Annotated in this window: 22 protein-coding genes and 1 pseudogene; 7 read left to right on the top strand and 16 right to left on the bottom strand. The window is 64.3% G+C overall.

Annotation, left to right across the window (positions count from 1 at the left end; genetic code table 11):
* Positions 1 to 345: 345 nt before the first annotated feature.
* The 13 genes and pseudogenes from JQ566_RS12925 to JQ566_RS35030 all read right to left on the bottom strand — a co-directional run bounded on the left by JQ566_RS12925 (position 346) and on the right by JQ566_RS35030 (position 12,457).
* On the bottom strand, positions 346 to 1,512 hold the full coding sequence (locus tag JQ566_RS12925) for a cytochrome P450 (RefSeq protein WP_212372596.1): 1,167 nt from the start codon (positions 1,510 to 1,512) through the stop codon (positions 346 to 348).
* Positions 1,513 to 1,627: 115 nt separating this feature from the next.
* Positions 1,628 to 2,491, bottom strand: coding sequence for a L,D-transpeptidase (locus JQ566_RS12920; protein ID WP_212372595.1), 864 nt, complete (start codon positions 2,489 to 2,491; stop codon positions 1,628 to 1,630).
* Between the two features lie 1,389 nt (positions 2,492 to 3,880).
* Entirely contained in the window at positions 3,881 to 4,675 is a 795-nt protein-coding gene (locus JQ566_RS12915; RefSeq protein WP_212372594.1) for a helix-turn-helix transcriptional regulator, read from the bottom strand.
* A gap of 99 nt (positions 4,676 to 4,774) precedes the next feature.
* On the bottom strand, positions 4,775 to 5,269 hold the full coding sequence (locus tag JQ566_RS12910) for a septal ring lytic transglycosylase RlpA family protein (RefSeq protein WP_212372593.1): 495 nt from the start codon (positions 5,267 to 5,269) through the stop codon (positions 4,775 to 4,777).
* Positions 5,270 to 5,481: 212 nt separating this feature from the next.
* Positions 5,482 to 5,664: pseudogene (locus tag JQ566_RS12905) on the bottom strand (LLM class flavin-dependent oxidoreductase); the annotation flags it as partial.
* A 26-nt stretch (positions 5,665 to 5,690) separates the two neighbouring features.
* Positions 5,691 to 6,287 (bottom strand): DUF2478 domain-containing protein, encoded by a 597-nt coding sequence (locus tag JQ566_RS12900; RefSeq protein WP_212372592.1) that lies wholly within the window; start codon positions 6,285 to 6,287, stop codon positions 5,691 to 5,693.
* Between the two features lie 5 nt (positions 6,288 to 6,292).
* Positions 6,293 to 7,009 (bottom strand): NapC/NirT family cytochrome c, encoded by a 717-nt coding sequence (locus JQ566_RS12895; protein WP_212372591.1) that lies wholly within the window; start codon positions 7,007 to 7,009, stop codon positions 6,293 to 6,295.
* A gap of 7 nt (positions 7,010 to 7,016) precedes the next feature.
* On the bottom strand, positions 7,017 to 7,484 hold the full coding sequence (locus JQ566_RS12890; RefSeq protein WP_212372590.1) for a nitrate reductase cytochrome c-type subunit: 468 nt from the start codon (positions 7,482 to 7,484) through the stop codon (positions 7,017 to 7,019).
* On the bottom strand, positions 7,481 to 8,425 hold the full coding sequence (gene napH, locus JQ566_RS12885; RefSeq protein ID WP_212372589.1) for a quinol dehydrogenase ferredoxin subunit NapH: 945 nt from the start codon (positions 8,423 to 8,425) through the stop codon (positions 7,481 to 7,483). Before napH ends, JQ566_RS12890 begins: the two co-directional genes overlap by 4 nt.
* Entirely contained in the window at positions 8,422 to 9,186 is a 765-nt protein-coding gene (gene napG, locus JQ566_RS12880; RefSeq protein WP_212372588.1) for a ferredoxin-type protein NapG, read from the bottom strand. Before napG ends, napH begins: the two co-directional genes overlap by 4 nt.
* A gap of 19 nt (positions 9,187 to 9,205) precedes the next feature.
* Positions 9,206 to 11,755, bottom strand: a complete 2,550-nt coding sequence (napA, locus tag JQ566_RS12875; protein WP_212372587.1) for a nitrate reductase catalytic subunit NapA — start codon at positions 11,753 to 11,755, stop codon at positions 9,206 to 9,208.
* A gap of 26 nt (positions 11,756 to 11,781) precedes the next feature.
* Positions 11,782 to 12,117 (bottom strand): chaperone NapD, encoded by a 336-nt coding sequence (locus tag JQ566_RS12870; protein WP_212372586.1) that lies wholly within the window; start codon positions 12,115 to 12,117, stop codon positions 11,782 to 11,784.
* A complete protein-coding gene (locus JQ566_RS35030) occupies positions 12,110 to 12,457 on the bottom strand; it encodes a 4Fe-4S dicluster domain-containing protein (RefSeq protein WP_434057817.1) in 348 nt (115 codons plus the stop codon). The genes JQ566_RS12870 and JQ566_RS35030 overlap by 8 nt, the downstream gene beginning before the upstream one ends.
* A gap of 391 nt (positions 12,458 to 12,848) precedes the next feature.
* On the opposite strand from JQ566_RS35030, the gene JQ566_RS12860 reads away from it, so the two are divergent.
* A complete protein-coding gene (locus JQ566_RS12860; protein ID WP_212372584.1) occupies positions 12,849 to 13,964 on the top strand; it encodes an ATP-dependent DNA helicase in 1,116 nt (371 codons plus the stop codon).
* 172 nt (positions 13,965 to 14,136) lie between these two features.
* Here JQ566_RS12860 and JQ566_RS12855 read toward each other — a convergent pair whose 3' ends face one another.
* Positions 14,137 to 15,825 carry a caspase family protein gene (locus JQ566_RS12855; protein WP_212372583.1) on the bottom strand — a complete coding sequence of 563 codons (1,689 nt, stop codon included), beginning with the start codon at positions 15,823 to 15,825 and terminating at the stop codon, positions 14,137 to 14,139.
* 293 nt (positions 15,826 to 16,118) lie between these two features.
* Here JQ566_RS12855 and msrA point away from each other — a divergent pair, with 293 nt between their 5' ends.
* From msrA to JQ566_RS12835, 4 genes are all read left to right on the top strand, one after another.
* Complete coding sequence (gene msrA, locus JQ566_RS12850; RefSeq protein WP_212372582.1) at positions 16,119 to 16,823, top strand: peptide-methionine (S)-S-oxide reductase MsrA; 705 nt, start codon at positions 16,119 to 16,121, stop codon at positions 16,821 to 16,823.
* A 29-nt stretch (positions 16,824 to 16,852) separates the two neighbouring features.
* Positions 16,853 to 17,272: a peptide-methionine (R)-S-oxide reductase MsrB gene (msrB, locus tag JQ566_RS12845; RefSeq protein ID WP_212372581.1), complete on the top strand. Its 420-nt coding sequence runs from the start codon at positions 16,853 to 16,855 to the stop codon at positions 17,270 to 17,272.
* A 108-nt stretch (positions 17,273 to 17,380) separates the two neighbouring features.
* Positions 17,381 to 17,545 (top strand): DUF3309 family protein, encoded by a 165-nt coding sequence (locus JQ566_RS12840; protein WP_100233652.1) that lies wholly within the window; start codon positions 17,381 to 17,383, stop codon positions 17,543 to 17,545.
* Between the two features lie 211 nt (positions 17,546 to 17,756).
* Positions 17,757 to 18,050 (top strand): hypothetical protein, encoded by a 294-nt coding sequence (locus JQ566_RS12835; protein WP_024337713.1) that lies wholly within the window; start codon positions 17,757 to 17,759, stop codon positions 18,048 to 18,050.
* A gap of 279 nt (positions 18,051 to 18,329) precedes the next feature.
* On the opposite strand, the gene JQ566_RS12830 is transcribed toward JQ566_RS12835, so the two are convergent.
* Positions 18,330 to 18,872: a DUF4112 domain-containing protein gene (locus tag JQ566_RS12830; RefSeq protein WP_212372580.1), complete on the bottom strand. Its 543-nt coding sequence runs from the start codon at positions 18,870 to 18,872 to the stop codon at positions 18,330 to 18,332.
* A gap of 58 nt (positions 18,873 to 18,930) precedes the next feature.
* Complete coding sequence (locus JQ566_RS12825) at positions 18,931 to 19,356, bottom strand: DUF5413 family protein (protein WP_212372579.1); 426 nt, start codon at positions 19,354 to 19,356, stop codon at positions 18,931 to 18,933.
* A gap of 145 nt (positions 19,357 to 19,501) precedes the next feature.
* Here JQ566_RS12825 and JQ566_RS12820 point away from each other — a divergent pair, with 145 nt between their 5' ends.
* Positions 19,502 to 19,759 (top strand): hypothetical protein, encoded by a 258-nt coding sequence (locus tag JQ566_RS12820; RefSeq protein ID WP_212372578.1) that lies wholly within the window; start codon positions 19,502 to 19,504, stop codon positions 19,757 to 19,759.
* A 36-nt stretch (positions 19,760 to 19,795) separates the two neighbouring features.
* Entirely contained in the window at positions 19,796 to 20,020 is a 225-nt protein-coding gene (locus JQ566_RS12815) for a hypothetical protein (RefSeq protein WP_212372577.1), read from the top strand.
* Positions 20,021 to 20,230 lie beyond the last annotated feature (210 nt).

Here is a 20,230-nt window from a genome sequence, read left to right as displayed (position 1 = left end):
GTCCGGGCCCAGACCACCGGAACATAAAAGTCGCAAAACAACCCCATGCACAGTAGCCGGGGCGTGCGAAAACAATGACTTGCGTATTATCCGAAGTTCGTTTGACTCGTCGGGCAAAACAGGGGCAGAATGGCATGATCGCAAAGTGGGTGCTGAGGCGCGGAGCTCCCTCCACCCTCTCGCCGTCATTCCCCGCCTTGTGCGCAATTGCGCACTGGGGCGGGGAATCCAGTACGCCGCGGCCAATCGATTCAACCACAACTGTCTCGGATTACTGGATCGTCCGGTCAAGCCGGGCGATGACACCGAACGTGTGACGGGACACGTGCCACAAGCACCACCGGCCTAATGCCTCCACTTCACCGGCAAATTCTGCAAGCCCCGGAACGCCCAGCCGCCGATCCGCACCTCTTCGTCGCCGGCGATCTCGATGCGCCCCGCGCGCGCGAAAACCGCCGGCAGCGCGACGTCGGCGATCATCGCGCGCGAGGCGAAGGCGCCGGCGCAGAAATGCGGGCCGGCGCCGAAGGCGACGCTCTTGGTGGTGTCGCGCCGCACGTCGAACTCATCGGCGCGCTCAAAATGCTTCTCGTCGCGGTTGGCTGAGCCGAACATCAGGAATACGCGTTCGTCGAGCTCGAACGACACATCGCGAATGGTCCAGGGTCTTGCGATGCGACGCGGCGACATGCCGATCGGCGAGATCCAGCGGGCATATTCCTCGAAGGCCTGCAGCCAGGACACCTCACCGCGCAGGACCAGATCGAGCTGCTCGGGATGGGTGAGGAGCGCCCAGACCGTGCCGGCGATGGCCTTGCGCGGCTCGTTCTGGCCGCCCGAGATCGCGAGTTTTACATTCGCGCGCACGCTCTCCATGGCCATGCCCGAAGCAAGGAGCACGCCCAAAATGCTCTGGTCGGGATGCTTGCGCATCACCGGCAGGATGTCGTCGATCGCCGCGTCGATGCCGGCGGTCGCGGCGTGGCAGCGCGCCTCGACCGCGGGATCGCCGGCATAGTTGGCGATGCCCTCGATCATGCCCTGCGACCACGCGTCCATGTCCTCAAAGCCGATATTGGTGAGGCCGGTGATCGACTTCAGGCATTCGCCGGAGAACGGCAGCGCGAAGTCGCGCATGAAGTCGATCCGCCCCGGCTCGATGCGCTCGAGGATGCGGTCGGCATGGGCCTGGAAAAGCGCGGTCCAATGCGCCTTCACGGTCTTCGGAGAGATCGTCGGAAACATCGCGCGGCGCTCGACCAGATGCGCCTCGCCGTCCTTGCGCATCATGTTGTGGCCCATCAGCCGGTTCATCAGTCCGGCCGGCTGGTGCGAGGAGAACACGTCGATCTGCTTCTCGGAGATCGAGATGTCGTCGCGGCTCGTCAGCAGCGTCGAGCCGAGTTGCGGCACGAAGGCGATCGGCGCTTCTTTCCGCATCCTGGCGAGCATCGGATAGGGGTCGGCCCAGAATGTATCGGGGTCGATGTCGATGCGCGGCGCGGTGCTCAAGGCGGTTTCCCCTGATCGTCGTATGCTTCAGGGCAGACTAACAAACTCCGAAACCGGCGTCTGTCCCTAGCGCTAGGGACGGACAGATTGGGCGCGACCAGGAGCGAGGACTGAGCTACTGAACCTCGGCGATCCTCGGTCCAGATGGCAGCATCTGCGCGTTAGCCGCCGAGGGCCGGTGCGACGGCGACGCCGGGTCGGGCGATCGGGAAGCGGCGTCGGGCGGCGCTCCCTGGGATGGCTTGCGGGCAGCGGTGGCCGGAAGCACGATCACTTTCGCTCCGACCTTCACCCGCTCATAGAGGTCCACGACATCCTCATTGGTCAGCCGGATACAGCCGGACGAAACCCGCTTCCCGATCGTATCGGGCTTGTTGGTGCCGTGAATTCGATATTCGGTCTCGCCGAGATACATCGCCCGGGCGCCGAGCGGGTTGCCGGGACCGCCCGCCATGAAGCGCGGCAGATAAGGCTGACGCGAGACCATCTCCGCAGGCGGGTGCCAATCCGGCCATTCTGCCTTACGGGCCACAGTCTGCTCGCCGGACCATGTGAAACCTTCACGGCCGACACCGATGCCATAGCGCATCGCCTGCCTGTCGTTCAGGACGAAATAAAGGAACGTGTTTCCGGTATCGATGATCACGGTTCCCGACGGCTGGCGGCTGGCGTAGTCAACCACCTGCCGAACCAATGCTCCGGGAACGTCAGCGTCGGCTTTTGGCGGTTCGACCAGAGGCGCCGGGGCTGGAATCGGAGCCGGAGCCGGCGCGGATGCATGAACCGGAGGTGCCACATAAACCGGAGTCGACGATGCTTGGGCTTGGGCTGCGGACGGCTTCCGTATCGGTTGCACGCTCGCCGGGCGAGACAGCAAGCTGTACCCCAATGCGGCGACGGCCACGGCGCCAATTGCAACTCTCGCGACCATGGGGAGTGCGAGCGTCTCTGCCTTCCGACGTTTGGCCCGCTTGCTCATATCCTTCCCCAGGTCACCATGCCCTGAAGTGGTACCCAGCAAAATTTAAGAAACCTCGAAGCGATTTCGCCCAGACTGGAACCGTTCGTTGTGGTTAACACCGAACTCTCGTTCGGCTGGGAGGTCATCGCATTTGAGAGCTGTTCCCTGCGGCCATCCTTCGAGACGCCCGCTTGAGGCGGGCTCCTCAGGATGAGGGCGGAGTGCGCGGCAGCAGCTTCAACGGGCCCTGACGCCGATTAGCCTCATCCTGAGGAGGCGCGTAAGCGCCGTCTCGAAGGACGAGGCGTGCGCGCAGGTCGCCGCCGCCAGTCATATGCGATAGCCCTGGCGTGGGCTGGGAGGCTAAGCCGAAGGATCGTCCGCGATGCGCGCGCGGAGAAGGTCAATGACTCAGCCGCTCAAACCTGCAAGCTGTCGGCACCCTAATCGTCGGACTCGAACTCGCGTCAACATCGATCAAGTCCGCTGCGCTCATCGATCCCCGACGGCACGCCTGTGCGACACACAATGCGCTGCTCGATTATCGGTCTAGGTTCGGGACCCATTCCTCTGCGGTTGAGTCCCAATGATGGGTGTCGTCAAAGCGCTTCCAGAGTGGCTGCTTCTGCTTGCTTTCACCGTTCCGCCGGTTTGCCTGTCTGCGGAGCTGCAAAGCAGGAACCACAACCATCCTTACCCATTCGCGAGCACTATGTCGGGAGTTCCATTTGATTGCCGCAAGCATTGGAATGCCTCCGTCAAAGTAAGAAGCCTTCTTGAATATTAGCCCGCGCCGACGGCGCAGGGATGTAAATTAGTTCACACGCCGTCAAAATCTGGGAGCCGCAGGCGGCTCGACAAGCCAGTCCGCGTTCCATTGCGGAGGAGCAGATCGAAGCCGACAATCTGTTTGCAGGCGGGCGCGCGCCGGTTTGCTCGCTCCGGCACCTGCAAATGTCCTCTCCGTCGTGAGATGGAATGGGCCCGGAATAGAAGCAGCAATTCCTGCAACAACCGGCTCGCCCAATGATGTCGCTGCAATTGAGATTGTGACCACAGATATGGCGACTACAAGCACATCGGCCACAAGGCGGCTCCAAAAGTGCGTAGTCATGAGTTGAGCCTCACAACCAAAATGAAGTACTGCGGAGAAACAATCCTAGTTCGTGCGCAAATGGGTATTTGAACGAGCGCTCATCGCACGTAGCTTTCTCGCTCTTATAGGCCCGCAATGAACAATGTTGTAGCAGCGATACAGACCTAGACTGGCGTCGCTTCTTACGCAGGCTCAAAGTGGGGGATACTCTCATGAGCTGCATCAGTGAGGGCCGTGCACGGGAATGTGGTCGCGATCATGCGGATCACGGACCTGAAGGCATAGAGCTCGCCTCTTCGCAAGAAACCGACTCAGTTCAGGCCGTGCGGCCCCGCGAGCAGGCGCAGCACGATTCCGAACAATTCATTCTGCGAGGAGATGCCGAGCCGCTCATAGGCGCGCTTGCGGTAGGTCAGGGTCGAATGCAGGCTGATGCCAAGTCCTTGCGAGATCGCCTCGGAGCTGAAGCCCGCGAGGATGCGGCGGCAGACGTCCTGCTCGCGCGGCGTCAGAGCGGAGAGCGGCGCGCGGGTGGCGAACAAGGCAGCGAGGGACTGATCCGGCGTTGCGTTCGGCGTTGCGTTCTCCTGGAAATGCCGCGCAACACTTGCCGCGATCACCGGTGCAATGGCCTCGAGCCGCTCGCGCTGCGCGGCGCTGAAGCGGCCCTGCGCGACGATGCGGTAGAAGTTGACGTAGAAGCAGGTGTCGCCCGTCCAGATCGCGGTCGCGCATTTGTCGACGATGCCGGAATCCTGGAAGAAGATTTTCCGGTAGCGCGCGCCGTACATGCGCGGCGCGAACGCCGGCAGCATGATCGGCGCACCGCCGTCGCCTTCGAACAGCGCGTCGCGGTTGGGATCGGATTCGTGGAAATGGCCGGCATAGGCCGCCCCGAGATCGCCGCCGATCGGGATGTTGCCGGCATCGAGCAGGCAGCGCGCCGCACCGCCGCGGCTCAGCGCAAACACCATGCAATGGCCGACATCGGCCTGCCGGCGCAGCGTATCGATCAGGACATTTGGGAAATCGGAGCGGCCGATGGCGAGCACGGCCGGCGCGACATCACCCGCCGACGGATTTGTGGGCACCGCCTGAGACCGCATCGCTTCCTCCACAAGACGTTGTTTTGCGAAAGGATAGCAGCAGGGCGATTTCCACGGAAGGCTGAGACCTTTCAGCCCCCCGATCGTCATCTGAGGTGTTCAACCCACCGGCCCCAGTGTCCAATCGTCCCCCGAAAGCGGGATGACCCTTACGTCCTTAATGACTCCGCGCTCCAGACTCGGATCGAAATGGCGCATCGTTCGCTCGTTGAAGTCGATGATGCGGCCGGGCCTGAGCGGTCCGACGTCATTGATCTTGACGATGACCTTCTTGCCGACGGCCTCGACGAGCGCATATTTCGGCCTCGCGCCGAATTGGACGCCACCAAATTTCCGACGCAAGGTCGTCTTGATCGCAGCCGTCCAGGCAGAGGGATCATAACGCTCGCCGGAGGCTGTCTTCGGACCGCCCTCCTCCTTGCCGGGCTTGAAGGGATTGTACATGGATGCGGCGCCGACGACCGCATCCCCGGAGGCGGCATCGACGACGGCCTTTGAGTAACCCCCACGCGTTTCACATCTAGCAACGGTAACAGACACGGCAAGCGCAACCAGGGCGCCGCAAATTGCGGCGCTCGAGCGGAACGTCATCATAACTCCTGTGATTTTCGATCGTCGGTTCCGGCACCGCAAACGGGGCAAGCGAACGCGGAAGCGTTCATGAAGCTTGCACCGATGTTTTGCGGATTCGCGCCAACCCCTTGGCTATGGAACCGTTGTGCGAACCAGGGCGGTTCCCACGCAGTGTTTTAAGTTGTCACCGACTAAGACAGAGATTGCGTCAGCAACATGACTTAACGGACAGCTTATCCTGCGGCTGCACTGGCCGGCGCGACATTGATCGCGAGCTTGCCGTAACGATCCGTAAAAGCACGGGTGTCGATCTCTTCCAGCTTGATCTCGCCGCTCATTACGCCCTGTTTCCACGCCGTCTGCGCCCGATCGTTCTGGAACTCCGGCATCACCGCGCGGCCGAACAGCTCGAGCGAGATGGAGCGCGAGCTGGCACGCAGCCTCAGACCACGTGCAGATGCTCGCTGCCGGTCTTGGGCTGACCGAGCAGAGCCGCAAGGGCTGCGATCGCATCCTGGCGCGGCTCCGGCGTTGCCTCAACGGTCCTGAAGAACTCGCCGCAGAATTCGGTCCAGGCCTTAAGGTTGCTGCGGGGAACGCCGATCACGAGGCTCTTGCCGGACTCGATGCAATGGGCAATCAGGTCGCGCAAACCCCCGCCTTCCGCCTCGGCCTTGCCGAACTTGTTGAGAAAGACGATCTCCGCGTCGGCAAGCCGGGCTTCGACCAATTGTGCCGCTTCGAGCAGGCGCGGCGTGGAAAGACGGCAGGAGATCGCCCCTGCTCCGAGATCCTCGGAGATCGAGATCGACCGGCCGGTGGCGAGCTCGTGCAGAACCATGTCGCAGCGGGACCGGCCTGCCTGAGGTACGTCCTGCTGGATCAACCCAGCGAGGCTCTTGCCGGAGCGGCGAAGCTCGGCGACGAGCCCGGCGAACCACCGGTTGAGATCGGCGCTGGCATCATAGACCAGGGCAACGCAGATGGCAGCGGAATGTCCCGCCGCGCCGCCCGTCGCATCGCGACCTTGCGCAAGCATGTCCATCACCTCGCCGCCTTCGCCTTGGCGACGTCCGCATCCTGCAGGAAGTCGATGATGCGCTGCACGGGGCCGACCTCGTCGATATGGTCGAGCATGTCGCGGTACTCTTCCTGCGCCTTGGGCGGCAGCTTGTGTGCGATGCCCTGGTGGCAATCGATGCAGGTCTTGCCTTGCGCGAACGCGGTCTGGTGCAGCTTGGAGGCGCGAGGCTCCTGTACCGCGTACTCCATGTGGTCGAACTTGTGGCAGTTGCGGCATTCGCGCGAGTCGGTCGTCTTCATGCCGCGCCAGACGCTCTTGGCGAGGTCGATACGGTGCGCGTTGAACTTCTCCGGCGTGTCGATGGTGCCGAGGATCTTGTGCAGCACCTCGTTCGAGGCCTGGATCTTGCGGACCACCTTGTGTCCCCATTCCTTCGGCACGTGGCAATCCGGACAGCTGGCGCGGACGCCGGTGCGGTTCGAATAGTGAACCGTGTTGCGGTATTCGAGATACACGTTCTCCTTCATCTCGTGGCAGGAGATGCAGAACTGCTCGTTGTTCGTCATCTCCATCGCCCAGTTGAAGCCGCCCCAGAACACGACGCCGGCGCCGAATCCGACGACGACGATCAGTCCCCAGGCATAGCGCGCCGTCGGCGAGAAGAACCATCGCCACAGCCGTTTCAGGAGGCCCGGCCGCGCGGCTGCGACGGCGGCAGAAGTGCTGGTGTCCTGCATGTCCGCCTCACTTCGCCTGCGTCGCGTTCTGGAAGATGTTGCCGACCAGCGGCTTCGCATCGGCCTGCGGCACGTGGCATTGCTGGCAGAAATAGCGGGTGCCGGCGACCTTATCGAGCCGGACGCCCTGGCGGTCGACATAATGCGTTTCCGAGATCTTCGGCGCGTTCACCCGCGTATTGCCGGGCCAGTCGTGGCAGCCCATGCAGGCATTGTTCTGGGTGGTGATCTGGTAGCCGTCGACCTTGTGCGGGATCAGCGGCGGCTGCTGGCGATAGGCGCGCTCGAAGCCGCTCGCCGGCACCGACTGCTTGGTCACGTCGGGCGGCGGCGACATTTCGGTCAACGGGGTCTCACGCAGCGCCTTGGGCTGCTTGGCCTCCTGCGCAAGCGGCCCCGACACCGCGAACGGAATCACAAGCGCGACGGCCGCGGCTGCCGCCGCGAGCAACGGAATCAGTCGAACAAGCGTCATGGGAGGTCCCTTTCAAGGACGGCCGGCTGGGAAGAAACGACGCGCGCCGCTGGCGCCGGCGCGGTTACGGAAGAATCCGGACGCACGGCGTCGCGGCCGCGCAGACCGAGATGGAAGACCTGCTTGGAGCAGACGTCGATGCAGGCGCCGCAGAGCGTGCAATCGCCCGCGGTGATGACGGGCGTGGCACCGCTGCGCTCGCCCTTGAGCGCAGGGCTGATGACATGCGGCTCCGGACAGACGGCGAAGCAATCCATGCAATCGTTGCAGGCGGCACGGTTGTCGGCGGTGACGCGCAGCAGCGCGACCCTGCCGATCTGGCCATAGAATGCGCCGACGGGACAGAGATGACCGCACCAGCCGTTCCTGGCGACCAGGAGATCGAACACGAAGATTGCGGCCGCGCCGCCCGCACCGAACCAGAGACCGAAGACCAGCGCACGATGCAGCGCCGTCACGGGATTGATCAGCTCCCAGGCGATCGAGCCCGACAGAGCCGAGGCCGCGAGCACCGCGCCGACGAAGTAGAGCCTGAGGTCCGGGCGGACCTTGGCCGTGAAGTTGATGCCCAGCCGCCGCCTCAGCCATGCCGCGAAATCGGTCACCGGATTGACCGGACAGATCCACGAGCAATAGCTGCGGCCGCCGAACAGGAGATAGCAGGCGAACACGATGGCGGCGCCGATCGCCGAGAGCCCCTCCGGCCAATGGCGCGCGGCGAGCGATTGCAGGAAGACGAAGGGATCGGTCAGCGGCAGCGTGCCGAGCGTCATGGACGAAGCCAGCGTGCCCTTCGCGATCCAGACGCCCAGAAGCGGTCCCGACAGGAACAGTGCGAGAAAGAACAGCTGGCTGGTCCGCCGCAGCACGAGAAACCGCGTGGAAGCCCAAAGACCCTTCGCGGCGCGCGCTTCGACATATGGCCTGGCGTTCGCCGTCATGGCGCGCCTCCTTCCGGCCTGCGCACCGGCAGCTTGAGCGGCGCATCGACGAGGGCTCCGCCGGCCCTGGTCTTCTCTTCCCAGCCGCGCTTGTAGTGCTCGTCCTGCTTCAGCGCGGCGACCTCGACCGGCAGCACCTTGATCGCGGCGTCGGTCAGCACGCAGGACTTCTCGCACTTGCCGCAGCCGGTGCAATATTCGGCATGGACGACGGGCTCGAAGATCGCATGCTTGGCGGTGCGTGCGTTATGCGAGACCTCGAGCGTGATCGCCTTGTCGATCGCCGGGCAGACCCGATAGCAGACGTCGCAGCGCAAGCCCTGCAGATTGAGGCAGGTCTCGCGGCTGGTGATCACCGCGACGCCCATCCTGGCCTTGGCGATGTCCGTCAGCGCGTGCTGGAGCGCGCCGGTCGGGCAGGCCTTGACGCAGGGAATCGTGTCGCACATCTCGCACGGCACGCTGCGGGCGACGAAGAACGGCGTGCCCACGGCCGGGCCATCCGCCCAGTCCGAAAGCTTCAGGGTGTCGTAAGGACAGTCGCGAACGCAGAGGCCGCAGCGGACGCAGGCCGCCAGGAAGTCCTTCTCGGGCAGCGCGCCCGGAGGGCGCAGCGTCTGCGCGGGCCTCGCGCGCGAGGACACGCCGAATCCCGTCAGCATCGCGGCGGCGACGGCTGCGCCGCCGCCGAAACGCGTCATATCCTGCAGCGCCTTGCGGCGCCGCGGATCGCGCGGGATGCTCGAGCTCGAATCCGACATGGCTCGTCCATCGAGGGGTTTAGGCCGACGTCACGCGGCAGGCGCACTTCTTGAAGTCGGTCTCCTTCGAGATCGGACAGGTCGCATCGAGCGTGAGCTGGTTGGCGAGCTGGCTTTCGTCGAAGAACGGGAAGTAGACGAGACCCCGCGGCGGCTTGTTGCGGCCCTTGGTCTCGACCCGTGTGATCACCTCGCCGCGTCGCGTCTGGATCTTCACCGGCTGTCCGCGCAAGAGCTTGCGCTCGGCCGCATCATCCGGATGCATGAACAGCGTCGCGGCCGGCACCGCACGGTGCAGCTCGGGCACGCGGCGCGTCATCGAGCCGGAATGCCAGTGCTCCAGCACGCGGCCGGTGCACAGCCACAGATCGAACTCCTTGTCGGGCGTCTCGGCCGCCGGCTCGAACGGGCAGAAGATGATGCGCGCCTTCTTGTCCGGCTTGCCGTAGAACGACACCCCCTCGCCCGGCTTGACGTAGGGATCGTAGCCCTCGCGGAAGCGCCAGAGCGTCTCCTTGTTGTTGACGACCGGCCAGCGCAGGCCGCGCGCCTGGTGGTACTGCTCGAAGTCCGCCAGATCGTGGCCGTGGCCGCGACCGAACTTCGCATACTCCTCGAACAGGCCCTTCTGCACGTAGAAGCCGAACGCCGCGCTCTCGGAATTCTCAAAACCCTTCTGGCATTCGGTGATCGGGAACTTGTTCACCTCGCCATTGGCATAGAGCACGTCGTAGAGCGTCTTGCCGCGCACCTGCGGCTTCTTCGCGATCAACTCCTCCGGCCACACCTCCTCGATCTTGAAGTATTTCGAGAACTCGATCATCTGCCAGAGATCCGAGCGCGCCTCGCCCGGCGCCTTCACCTGCTGCCGCCAGAACTGCGTGCGCCGCTCGGCGTTGCCATAGGCGCCCTCCTTCTCCATCCACATCGCCGTCGGCAGGATGAGGTCCGCCGCCAGCGTGGTCACGGTCGGATAGGGATCGGAGACGACGACGAAGGCGGCGGGATTGCGATAGCCGGGATAGCCCTCCTCGTTCATGTTCGGGGCCGTCTGCATGTTGTTGTTGCACTGGACCCAATAGGCGTTCAGCTTGCCGTCCTTGAGCATGCGGTTCTGCTGCACGGCATGGTAGCCGACGTTGCCCGGGATGGTGCCTTCGGGAACCTGCCACAGCTTCTCGGTCGCCTCGCGATGCTTCGGGTTGGTGACGACCATGTCTGCGGGGAGGCGATGCGAGAACGTGCCGACCTCGCGCGCGGTGCCGCAGGCCGAAGGCTGGCCGGTCAGCGAGAACGGGCCGTTGCCCGGCTCCGAGATCTTACCCATCAACAGATGCACGTTGTAGATCATGTTGTTGACCCACGTGCCGCGCGCATGCTGGTTGAAGCCCATCGTCCAGTAGGAGATGACCTTCTTCTTGGGATCGGCGTAGAGCTTGGCGAGCCGCTCGAGATTCTCCTTCGGCACGCCGGATGCCTTGTGGGCATAATCGAGCGTGTAGGGTTCGAGCAGCTTCCTGTATTCCTCGAAGCCGATCTTGTCCCTGAAGCCGGCCGGATCGAGCGCGCCGTCCTTGCCGGCCTTGTGCGAGGCGTTGACCGCCTTCGCCTCGAGCGCGTGGGTCGGGCGCAAGCCGTAGCCGATGTCGGTGACGGTGGACGCGAACTCGACGTGCTTCTCGACGAAGTCCTTGTTCATCGCGCCGGAATTGACGATGTGGTTCTGGATGTAATTGAGGATCGCAAGGTCGCTCTGCGGCGTGAACACCAGCGAATTGTCGGCGAGCTCGAACGAGCGGTGCTCGAAGGTGGAGAGCACGTGGACCTCGCAGCCTTCATGCGTCAGCCGGCGATCGGTGATGCGCGACCACAGGATCGGGTGCATCTCCGCCATGTTCGAGCCCCAGAGCACGAAGGCATCGGTCTGCTCGATGTCGTCGTAGCAACCCATCGGCTCGTCGATGCCGAAGGTGCGCATGAAGCCCGCGACCGCCGACGCCATGCAGTGGCGCGCGTTCGGGTCGAGGTTGTTGGTGCGGAATCCGGCCTTGTAGAGCTTGGCCGCGGCATAGCCCTCCCAGATGGTCCACTGGCCCGAGCCGAACATGCCGACGGTCGAGGGACCACCGGCCTTCAGCGCCGCCTTCCACTTCTCGGCCATGAGCTTGAAGGCGTCGTCCCAGGAGATCGGCGCGAACTCGCCGTTCTTGTCGAACTTGCCGTTCTTCATGCGCAGCATCGGCTGGGTCAGCCGGTCCTCGCCGTACATGATCTTCGACAGGAAATAGCCCTTGATGCAGTTGAGGCCGCGATTGACCGGCGCATCGGGATCGCCCTGCGTCGCCACGACCTTGCCGCTCTTGGTGCCGACGATCACGCCGCAGCCGGTGCCGCAGAAGCGGCATACGCCCTTGTCCCAGCGGATGCCGTCGGTCTTGCCGGGCTGCGCGGCGGCGACATCCGGCAGCGTGACGCCGATCGTCGAGGCGGCAGCAACCGCAGCGGCCGCCTTGAGCGCATCGCGGCGGGTCGTCGCGGCTTCATTCCCGTTCGTCAATTTCGTAACCATCGTCGGTCTCTCCGGCTCAACGAATCTCAATCCACGGAAGGGCGCGCATGCGCGCCGGAATTCTGGCAGGGGCCGCCGCAGCACTCGGCCGCGTCGCACTCGACGACGTCTTCGTCGTCGAGCGCATCGAATGCATGGAAGATCAGCGACGCCGCGACGACGCCGGGCAGGCGGTGCATCGCCGCGATCTGATCGATCGCGAGCGAGGCCGGCGTGTCGATCACGGTCAGCGCCAACCGGTGTTCGCCGGATGCGGCTCCCAGCTCGACGCCGGGCATAGCGAGGATGCGGTCCGTCAGATCGCTCCCGGCATCCGGAGCCAGATAGACCGCGACGCCGCAGATGTTGGTGACTTCAGCCATTGTGGACGATCAGGTTTGCAAATTCGGAGACGAGCTCGATCCGGTCCCGCGGCGCGAGCGCGATGGCTTCGACGGGACAGACCGGAATGCAGTCACCGCAGCCCGTGCAGGCCGCGGCATCGATCGCGGCGCCCAGCTTCTCGCGCGCGAGAATGCGAATGGCGGAATGCTCACAGGCTTCGACGCAACGGCGACAGACCACGCCGTGCCTTTCGACGCAGGCGTTCGCGCTGGAGACGGTCGCCACCTGTTCGGCGCACGGCTGTTCCAGACGCGGCGCAAGCGCGTCACGGCCGGATGCGAAAGGAAGAACGGCGGAAAATAACGAGCGTCGTGACATTGGTCTCGGCATGTCCGAATCCCCACGGGCATGCCCGCTTCAGGAATAACCCAGGAGGTTGCGCCCCATCGGGCACATCTCGGTCGACGCCGTTGTCACCGCCGCGGACCATAGGTTCGCGCTGTCCAGATCGCATTGCGCTAGATCAAGCCGCAGCGCGGAGGCGCGCGAGCAACGACCAAATCAAGCTGCGTGTCGTTCGCCGCACGAAATTGCGTCAGCTGGCCCAGTCGTTTACCAGGGCTTTACCTCCGCTCCGGCGAATCGAAGCCGCGCCGGACCGCGGTTGCCGGCGTCGATCTTCGCTGCTGCATCCGTCTTGAAAGCAGAGGTCGAATGGTTAACTTGGAACGTGGCGAATCGCCGCCTTTCGCCCTCTTTCAAGACAGACATGGCCACTTTCACCCCGCATCAGGATGCCGCTCTGAAGGCCGTCGGCGACTGGCTCAAAGCCAAGCCGGGACGGGGCGGCACGCCGCCGATCTTCCGCCTGTTCGGCTTTGCCGGCACCGGCAAGACCACACTGGCGCGGCACATCGCCGACGGCGTCGATGGCGAGGTGAAGTTCGCCGCGTTCACCGGCAAGGCTGCGCTGGTCATGCGCAACAAGGGCTGCGACGGCGCCTCCACCATCCACTCGCTGATCTACCGTGCCCGCGAATCCGGCGAGGAGCAGCCGAGCTTCGAGCTGTGGGACGATGCGCCGGCCTCGAAGGCGAAGCTGATCGTGATCGACGAATGCTCGATGGTCGACGCCGAATTGGGCCGCGACCTGATGTCGTTCGACTGCCCGCTGCTGGTACTGGGCGATCCCGCGCAGCTGCCGCCGATCCAGGGCGGCGGCTTCTTCACCAATTCAGAGCCGGACGCGATGCTGACCGAGGTGCACCGCCAGGCCCAGGACGATCCGATCGTGCGGATGTCGATGGACGTCCGCGAAGGCCGCGAGCTCGATATCGGCCGCTATGGCGAGAGCGAGGTCGTCTCGCGCAAGGAGCTCGACCCTGATCGCGTCATGGGCGCCGATCAGATCCTGGTCGGCCGCAACAACACCCGCCGCGCCTACAATATGCGGGTGCGCCAGCGCCAGAACATCGAGGACACCTTTCCAGTCGCCGGCGACAAGCTGGTGTGCCTGCGCAACAACCGCAAGAAGGGCCTGTTCAACGGCGGCCTGTGGCGCGTCAAGTCGCGCAACACCTCGCGCTCGAAGTCGCGCATCCTGTCGATGCGGCTGTCGCCGGACGAGGATTTCGGCCACAAGGTGACCAAGGTCTCGGTGCGCGCCGATTGCTTCGAAGGCGGCATCGAGCAGATCGCCTGGGAGCAGCGCAAACCTTACGACGAGTTCGACTACGGCTACGTGCTGACCGTGCACAAGTCGCAGGGCTCGCAATGGGACGACGTCGTGCTGTTCGACGAGAGCTTTGCGTTTGGGGATTCGCGGGCGCGGTGGCTTTATACGGGGATCACGCGGGCGGCGAAGCGGTTGAGTATCGTCGTCTAAAGCGCCGCTGCCGTAGGGTGGGCAAAGGCGCAAAGCGCCGTGCCCACGATCTCTCTCCATAAGCGAATAAACGCGTGGGCACGCTTCGCTTTGCCCACCCTACGGCAGCTGCGCTTACGCTTGTCCGGGACGACACCGGATGTGTGGCACCGGCGCTCCGCACATCACGAGGCTATTTCCCCATCGCAAAATAAAAATCCTCCCGCCCCGGGGGCGAGCCGTAGGTGAACGGCTGCTGCGCGTGCTGGGTTGCGGCCCAGACGTCGTCGCGGATGATGTCGAACAATTTCCGGATCTCTACGCGCGGCTGCTTGATCTCGCGCGCCAGCGCAGTGGCGAACGGGCTGTTGGCGCTGCCGTCGCCGTCCATCGCGGTCTCGCCATGCTTGGCGGCGTAGACCACCATGAAGCCGGCGCCGGGCTCGATGTTGGAAAAGCCCTTGTCGACCAGCTTCAGCGCCAGCGTGCGCTGCATGGTGGGCGCGAACGGATTGTCGCGGCAGGCATCGAGCACCACGAGACGCATTTTTCGCGCGGCACCGACTGCGGCGATCACCTGCTCGAGCGCGACCGCTTGCGTCTCGGCGTCCTTGTCGGCGGCGAGCTTGGCATCGACCGGAACGAGATAGTTCACCCCGCCGATCTCGAAGCCGTGGCCGGCATAATAGACCACGGCCCAGTCGGCCTTTTCCGCCTCCTCCGCGAAGGCCTTCAGCGCGTCGAAGAACTTGTCGCGGGTGAGGTCGCTGACCGATATCACGGTCTGGAAGCCGACGTCGCGCAGCACGCCAGCGATCAATTTCGAATCTCGTGGCGGATTGGGCAAGGCGTGGACATTCTTGTAGGCGCCGTTGCCGATCACCAGCGCGACGCGGCGACCGGTGGGCGCGGCCCCCGGCGCCTGCGGCGTCAGGGCGGCGAGCCGCTCCTGCGCGATGGCGCGGGCGCGCGCAACCTCGGTCTCGTCGAACCTCGTCAGCGAATAGGCCGCGGCGCGATAATCGGCGCGGGCCTGCGCGAGATCCTTCCTGCGCTCGTAGATCTGGCCGCGGCCGGAATGGGCGCGGACATTGTTCGGGTTGATCTGGATGGCCGTGTTGTAATCCTTCAGCGCGGCCTCCAGGTCGCCCTTCATCATGTTGACGTCAGCGCGGTTGTTGATCGCGAACACATTCCTGGGCTGCCTCTCGATCAGGCCGTTGCAATCGGCCAGGGCCCGGTCGAACTTGCCCATCATGCCGTAAGTGACGCAGCGGTTGCCGGCGATCTGCGGCGCGGCCGCATCGATCTTCTCGGCCTCGGCGAAATCCGCGATCGCGCCGTCGAAATCCTTCATCAGCGTTCGCACGCGGGCGCGATTGGTCCAGGCGAGCAGTAATTTCGGCGTGTATTTGATCGACAGGCTGAAATCGTCGATCGCGCTCTGCAGCGCGCCGCGGCGTGCGTAGATGACGCCGCGGTTGTTGTAGGGAACGCCGTAGGCCGGGCGCTTCTGGAGCGCGAGGTTGTAGTCGGCCATCGCGAGGTCGTCCTGCCCGCTGCGCTCATGGGCGAGGCCGCGCAGGTTGAGCGCAATGACGTTGTCCGGATCGAGGTCGATGGCCATGGACAGCGTCTCGATCGCATGGACATGGTCGCGTTTGCTGAGCAGGGTATTGCCACGCACGGACAGCGCGATCGCCTTGTCCTTGCCGGTGAGACGCTCGGCGTTCAGCAGATTGTCGCAAGCCAAGGCGCGGGCCTGCATCTCGGCCTGGCGGTCGCGGCAAAGGGCGAGATCGTCGCCGGTTTGGGGATCGGCCGCGGCAGTCGCGATAAAGGCGGCCAGGGCGGCGAGGGTCAGGGAAACGACGCGCAGCATGTTGTCGGGTCAGCTCCAGCCACCATTTCGTATAGTCAATCGTCGATCGCGCCGGTTCATCTAACGCGGAGTTCCGCATCCCGCCAAGCCGCGTTCCAAGTCGGCTCCAAGTCGGCTCCAAGTCGACTCCAAGTCGCGCAGCCCGCCCCGGCGGTCTTCACGGCCTCGTGTCCGCCCCGCCGTAACAATCACCGGCGGTGCCCGTATCTCGGATGATGCGGAAACACCCCGGGCAGGCTGTTCGCCCGGTCCCGTCCGCCCTAGACTGTCAGCCCTTCCGAAAGAGGATTGCCATGCGCCGAACCGCCCTCGCCTCCCTGCTCGCCGCAACCACAGCCCTGTCGCTGGCTTTCACGATGCCGTCCCGGGCCGCGGAGGATGCGGTTGTGATCCCCGCCCCCGCATTGGACGCAGCGCCCGCGAGCGGCATCCAGACCGCCGTGATCGCCGGCGGCTGCTTCTGGGGCGTGCAGGGCGTCTTCCAGCACACCACAGGCGTCGTCAACGCGGTCTCCGGCTATGCCGGCGGCACCAAGGCGACCGCCGACTACCAGACCGTCTCGAGCGGCCGCACCGGCCACGCGGAAGCGGTCGAGATCAAGTACGACCCCAAGAAGATCTCCTACGGCAAGATCCTCCAGATCTACTTCTCGGTGGTGCATGACCCGACCCAGCTCAACCGCCAGGGTCCCGACGTCGGCCCGCAATATCGCTCGGCGATCTTCACCACCTCCGACGAGCAGAAGAAGGTGGCGGAGGCCTATATCGCCCAGCTCAACGGTGCGAAGGTCTTCAACAAGCCGATCGTGACCAAGGTCGGCGCGCTGGAGGCGTTCTACCCGGCGGAAGCCTATCACCAGGATTATCTGACGCTGCACCCGAACCAGCCCTACATCGCCTATAACGACATCCCGAAGGTTCAGAACCTGAAAAAGCTGTTCGCGGATAACTACATTGAAAAGCCGACGCTGGTGAATGCCGGCAAGGCCACCAACTGATCGCAAGATCACCAGAAAACGGGAGACCCATGCCCGACACCAAAGCGAAAACCACCGACGACAAGGTCATCAAGAACGAAGAGCAGTGGCGGCGCGAGCTGACGCCGATGCAGTACGCGGTGCTGCGCGAGAAGGCGACCGAGCGTCCCTTCTCGGGCGAATATGAGCACGACGAGCGTGCCGGCACCTATGTCTGTGCCGGCTGCGGCAATGTGCTGTTCTCTTCGGATGCCAAGTTCGATTCCGGCTGTGGCTGGCCGAGCTTCACCCAGCCCGCGGTCGAGAGCCATATCGACGAGGAGCGGGATACGAGTCACGGCATGATCCGCACCGAGGTGCTCTGCTCCAAATGCAGCGGCCATCTCGGCCATGTCTTCCCCGACGGCCCCGGGCCGACCGGCCTGCGCTACTGCATCAACTCGGCGGCGCTGAAGCTGGAGCCGAAATAAACAGCGCACGCCCGCGGGTTCCCCCGTGGAACCCGGGGGCGCGATGTGCTTTTCTCCTCTGGCGGTGCGGCCGATCATCGCATTTCGGCGACCGCCAGGGAGGATGCCATGACGCTTGGGACCATCCTGATCATCCTGGTGATCATCTATCTGGTCGGCGGCCTGTCCGGCCGGTTCGGCGGCTACGGCTATGGCCTCGGCCATTCCGGCATGGGCATCGGCGGGGTCGTGCTCGTGGTGCTGATCGTGCTGCTGCTTCTTGGCAAGGTGTAAACGATATAACTATTTGATATTACTTGTTTTATTTCGACCGCGGAGCTGCCATGCGCCGATTCATCATCTCGCATCGCAGGGGTCGCAATTTTGTCAAATCGGCTTATATTAGTGGACGAAAATGACATGCGGCGGGCCCGCTTGATTGCGGCCCCTGCCCTCCCAACCCCACGCGCTTAAAGCCCCAGAGAAGATCACGAGGTCTTTGACCATGCGTCCACTGCGTCCGTTCAACTTCAACACTTCCGCCGAACTCTTCCCCGCCGCGATCCGCAAGAAGAAGCGTGCGGGCTTCACCTATCGGCGGTTCGGCACTGCGGCCGAGGCCGTGCAGTTCGCGATGGAGCAGTTGCCGACGGATTCGCTGAACGGCGCCTATCTCCAGGTCGAGGAAGCGCGCTTCGACCAGAACGGCATCCGCTCGCTGTACGAGAGCGATGCCTTCCCGCTGCCCCGTCGGCCCAAGCCGGCTCCGGCCGCGGAGACCGACGCCGACGCGGCGTAAGCTTTTCGCAAGACTGTTCGATGTGCGCAGAAGGCGCGATGGCCGAAAGGTCGTCGCGCCTTCTGCGTTTGCGCCTCTCGTGCCCCGGACGCCATAAGCGCGTTTACGCGCGTCTTCGACGCGCTATGGCAGCGCTCCTTCAGCGGTGCGCTGCAGAGCCGGGGCCCACGGATCGACATCCCCCGTGGTTCCTGTTGGGTCCCGGCTCTGCGGCGCCGCGCTTACGCGCCGCACCTTGTCCGGGACACACGAGAGCAAGGCGGAGGAATTAAAGAGACACTACATCCGCGGCTGCTTGTCGAGCCAGCGGCGCAAGAGACGCACGTTGCGCATGTTGGCGCGGAACATGACGTCGAAGGCATCGCCCGCGAACGGGACCATGCCGACCACGCCGTCGAGCGCGACATTGCCGAGCATGCGCGCGGTGATGTACCAGGGCGCCCCCAGCGCGCGGGCCTCGCGCACCAGCCACAGCGAGATCGCAGTGGTGATGATGTCGCCAACGACGGGGATCAGGCCGATCAGCCCGTCGATGCCGTAGCGGATGTTGGTGCCGGGCAAGATGAAGGCGACGTCGAGCAGCTTTGCGATCGCCTCGAGACGCGCGATCCGCTGCTCGCGCGTCAGATTGCCGAACGGGCTCGCTTGCCCGAATTCGGAGCGAAACTCGCGAAAGCCCTGCTCCAGGCTTTCCGGCCTGATCTCGTGGCCTTCCTGGTCGATGATCGGCCCGCGCGCCTCGTTGCGAGAAAAGGTCGCGCGCGAGCTGCCGCCCGTACGGGATTTGCGCGGAGCAAGGATGTCGTCCTTGGACATGATCATGGCCTTCGGTGAACGCCCCAGCGCGGCGGAGGTTGCTGCCGCGACCGGACGCCGCGCGTCAGGTCGGCGCCGCCGCCGCTTGCGGCTCCTCGATATAGCGATGCACGAGCCAGGATGAAATCGCCGACGGCACGAACCCGACGAGGCCATACAGGATGAACTGCACCGCGCCCGAATCCGGCCCGCGCGAGCTGTAGGTGAGCGAGGCCAGAACGAAGGCGAACAGGCCGACCAGGAGCATCCGCAGACCCGGGCCGATCCGTCGGATGTGGATCAGGATGTCGTCGACCGCGCCGATCATCAGCGAGGGCAGGAAGCCGAACAGATAGCTGTATTGCAGGGTCTTGAAGAACACCGCGAACAGCTTGCCGACCTCGCCGAGATTGGTCTGGGCCCAATAGCCGGACTGGTAGGTCGTCGTCAGCAGCAGCAGGAACCCGCCGACGAACGGGCCGACCAGCGCAAACACCAGATAGCGTTTCATCAAGCACCTCACACTTTGGCAGCGTTATAGCAGCGCAGCGGGAACCTTGAACAGCCGGGGCGCGGGGTGCTGCCTTTGGGGAACAAGTGGCAGGGCGACGAGTTCAGACAGGACCAGAATTTTCCCTGCCGGACTGGAGGGGCCGATGGCCCGCAAATTTCTCCTGGCCAAATTTCTGCTGGCGACGATCGCGCTGGCGGCCCTGAGCGGCCTGTCCGACGCGCCCGCTCTTGCCCAAGGCCATAAGGGCACGCCGCAGGAGCAGCAGGCCTGCTCGCGCGATGCCTCGCGCTTCTGCCGCAAGGACCTCGGCAATGACGGCGCGGTGCAGAGCTGCCTGCAAGCCAATCGGGCCAAGCTGTCGCGCGCTTGCAGCAAGGTCTTTCAGAGCCACGGCATGTGAGGATCGGACCCATCCCCGCGAACGGAGAGTGAAGCCATGTTGCGCGACGAAGAACTCTCGATCCTGCGGGACATCAGCCAATCCGTTGCGTTTGCCGACGACCGGCAGGGCAAGGTGGGGCAACTGATCGCCGACGGCTACGTGATGAAGGACGGCGATCTGTTCGAGCTCACGGCCAAGGGCGTCACCGCCGTCGAGGAACACTCCGCCGCTCTCGGCGTGAGCGACGCGGAACCAGCATCCTCCGATCGGCCGATCTGATCGCGCGCGACGTGACTCGCGTGCAACAATTGCGAATTCCTTTGCGCTGACCATTGCAGGCTCGTGACAATGGCGCATACTTCGCTCGGGCGGCGCAGCACTTTCGATTCGACATCAAGTAATCGAGCGACCACATGCGGGACAAAGTTCCCGACGTGAAGGCTGTGACATGCGGCAGCTCAAGCCGCGTGCGGCGCCCCAAAAACCAAG

Origin of the sequence: Bradyrhizobium sp. SZCCT0231 (assembly GCF_018130245.1) — a bacterium.
Lineage (GTDB): Bacteria > Pseudomonadota > Alphaproteobacteria > Rhizobiales > Xanthobacteraceae > Bradyrhizobium > Bradyrhizobium japonicum_F.
This window is presented reverse-complemented; position numbering and strand designations above follow the sequence as displayed.

Excerpts from the sequence above, each read along its gene's own strand:
- JQ566_RS12835 (WP_024337713.1), top strand. The coding sequence starts at position 17,757 with ATGCGTCCACTGCGTCCGTTCAACTTCAACACTTCCGCCGAACTCTTC.
- napA (WP_212372587.1), bottom strand. The coding sequence starts at position 11,755 with ATGGTTACGAAATTGACGAACGGGAATGAAGCCGCGACGACCCGCCGC.
- msrB (WP_212372581.1), top strand. The coding sequence starts at position 16,853 with ATGCCCGACACCAAAGCGAAAACCACCGACGACAAGGTCATCAAGAAC.
- JQ566_RS12825 (WP_212372579.1), bottom strand. The coding sequence starts at position 19,356 with ATGAAACGCTATCTGGTGTTTGCGCTGGTCGGCCCGTTCGTCGGCGGG.
- msrA (WP_212372582.1), top strand. The coding sequence starts at position 16,119 with ATGCGCCGAACCGCCCTCGCCTCCCTGCTCGCCGCAACCACAGCCCTG.
- napG (WP_212372588.1), bottom strand. The coding sequence starts at position 9,186 with ATGTCGGATTCGAGCTCGAGCATCCCGCGCGATCCGCGGCGCCGCAAG.
- JQ566_RS12900 (WP_212372592.1), bottom strand. The coding sequence starts at position 6,287 with ATGCTTGCGCAAGGTCGCGATGCGACGGGCGGCGCGGCGGGACATTCC.
- JQ566_RS12920 (WP_212372595.1), bottom strand. The coding sequence starts at position 2,491 with ATGAGCAAGCGGGCCAAACGTCGGAAGGCAGAGACGCTCGCACTCCCC.
- JQ566_RS12915 (WP_212372594.1), bottom strand. The coding sequence starts at position 4,675 with ATGCGGTCTCAGGCGGTGCCCACAAATCCGTCGGCGGGTGATGTCGCG.
- JQ566_RS12820 (WP_212372578.1), top strand. The coding sequence starts at position 19,502 with ATGGCCCGCAAATTTCTCCTGGCCAAATTTCTGCTGGCGACGATCGCG.
- JQ566_RS12890 (WP_212372590.1), bottom strand. The coding sequence starts at position 7,484 with ATGACGCTTGTTCGACTGATTCCGTTGCTCGCGGCGGCAGCCGCGGCC.
- JQ566_RS12855 (WP_212372583.1), bottom strand. The coding sequence starts at position 15,825 with ATGCTGCGCGTCGTTTCCCTGACCCTCGCCGCCCTGGCCGCCTTTATC.
- JQ566_RS12840 (WP_100233652.1), top strand. The coding sequence starts at position 17,381 with ATGACGCTTGGGACCATCCTGATCATCCTGGTGATCATCTATCTGGTC.
- napH (WP_212372589.1), bottom strand. The coding sequence starts at position 8,425 with ATGACGGCGAACGCCAGGCCATATGTCGAAGCGCGCGCCGCGAAGGGT.
- JQ566_RS12910 (WP_212372593.1), bottom strand. The coding sequence starts at position 5,269 with ATGATGACGTTCCGCTCGAGCGCCGCAATTTGCGGCGCCCTGGTTGCG.
- JQ566_RS35030 (WP_434057817.1), bottom strand. The coding sequence starts at position 12,457 with ATGTCACGACGCTCGTTATTTTCCGCCGTTCTTCCTTTCGCATCCGGC.
- JQ566_RS12870 (WP_212372586.1), bottom strand. The coding sequence starts at position 12,117 with ATGGCTGAAGTCACCAACATCTGCGGCGTCGCGGTCTATCTGGCTCCG.
- JQ566_RS12830 (WP_212372580.1), bottom strand. The coding sequence starts at position 18,872 with ATGATCATGTCCAAGGACGACATCCTTGCTCCGCGCAAATCCCGTACG.
- JQ566_RS12815 (WP_212372577.1), top strand. The coding sequence starts at position 19,796 with ATGTTGCGCGACGAAGAACTCTCGATCCTGCGGGACATCAGCCAATCC.
- JQ566_RS12895 (WP_212372591.1), bottom strand. The coding sequence starts at position 7,009 with ATGCAGGACACCAGCACTTCTGCCGCCGTCGCAGCCGCGCGGCCGGGC.
- JQ566_RS12860 (WP_212372584.1), top strand. The coding sequence starts at position 12,849 with ATGGCCACTTTCACCCCGCATCAGGATGCCGCTCTGAAGGCCGTCGGC.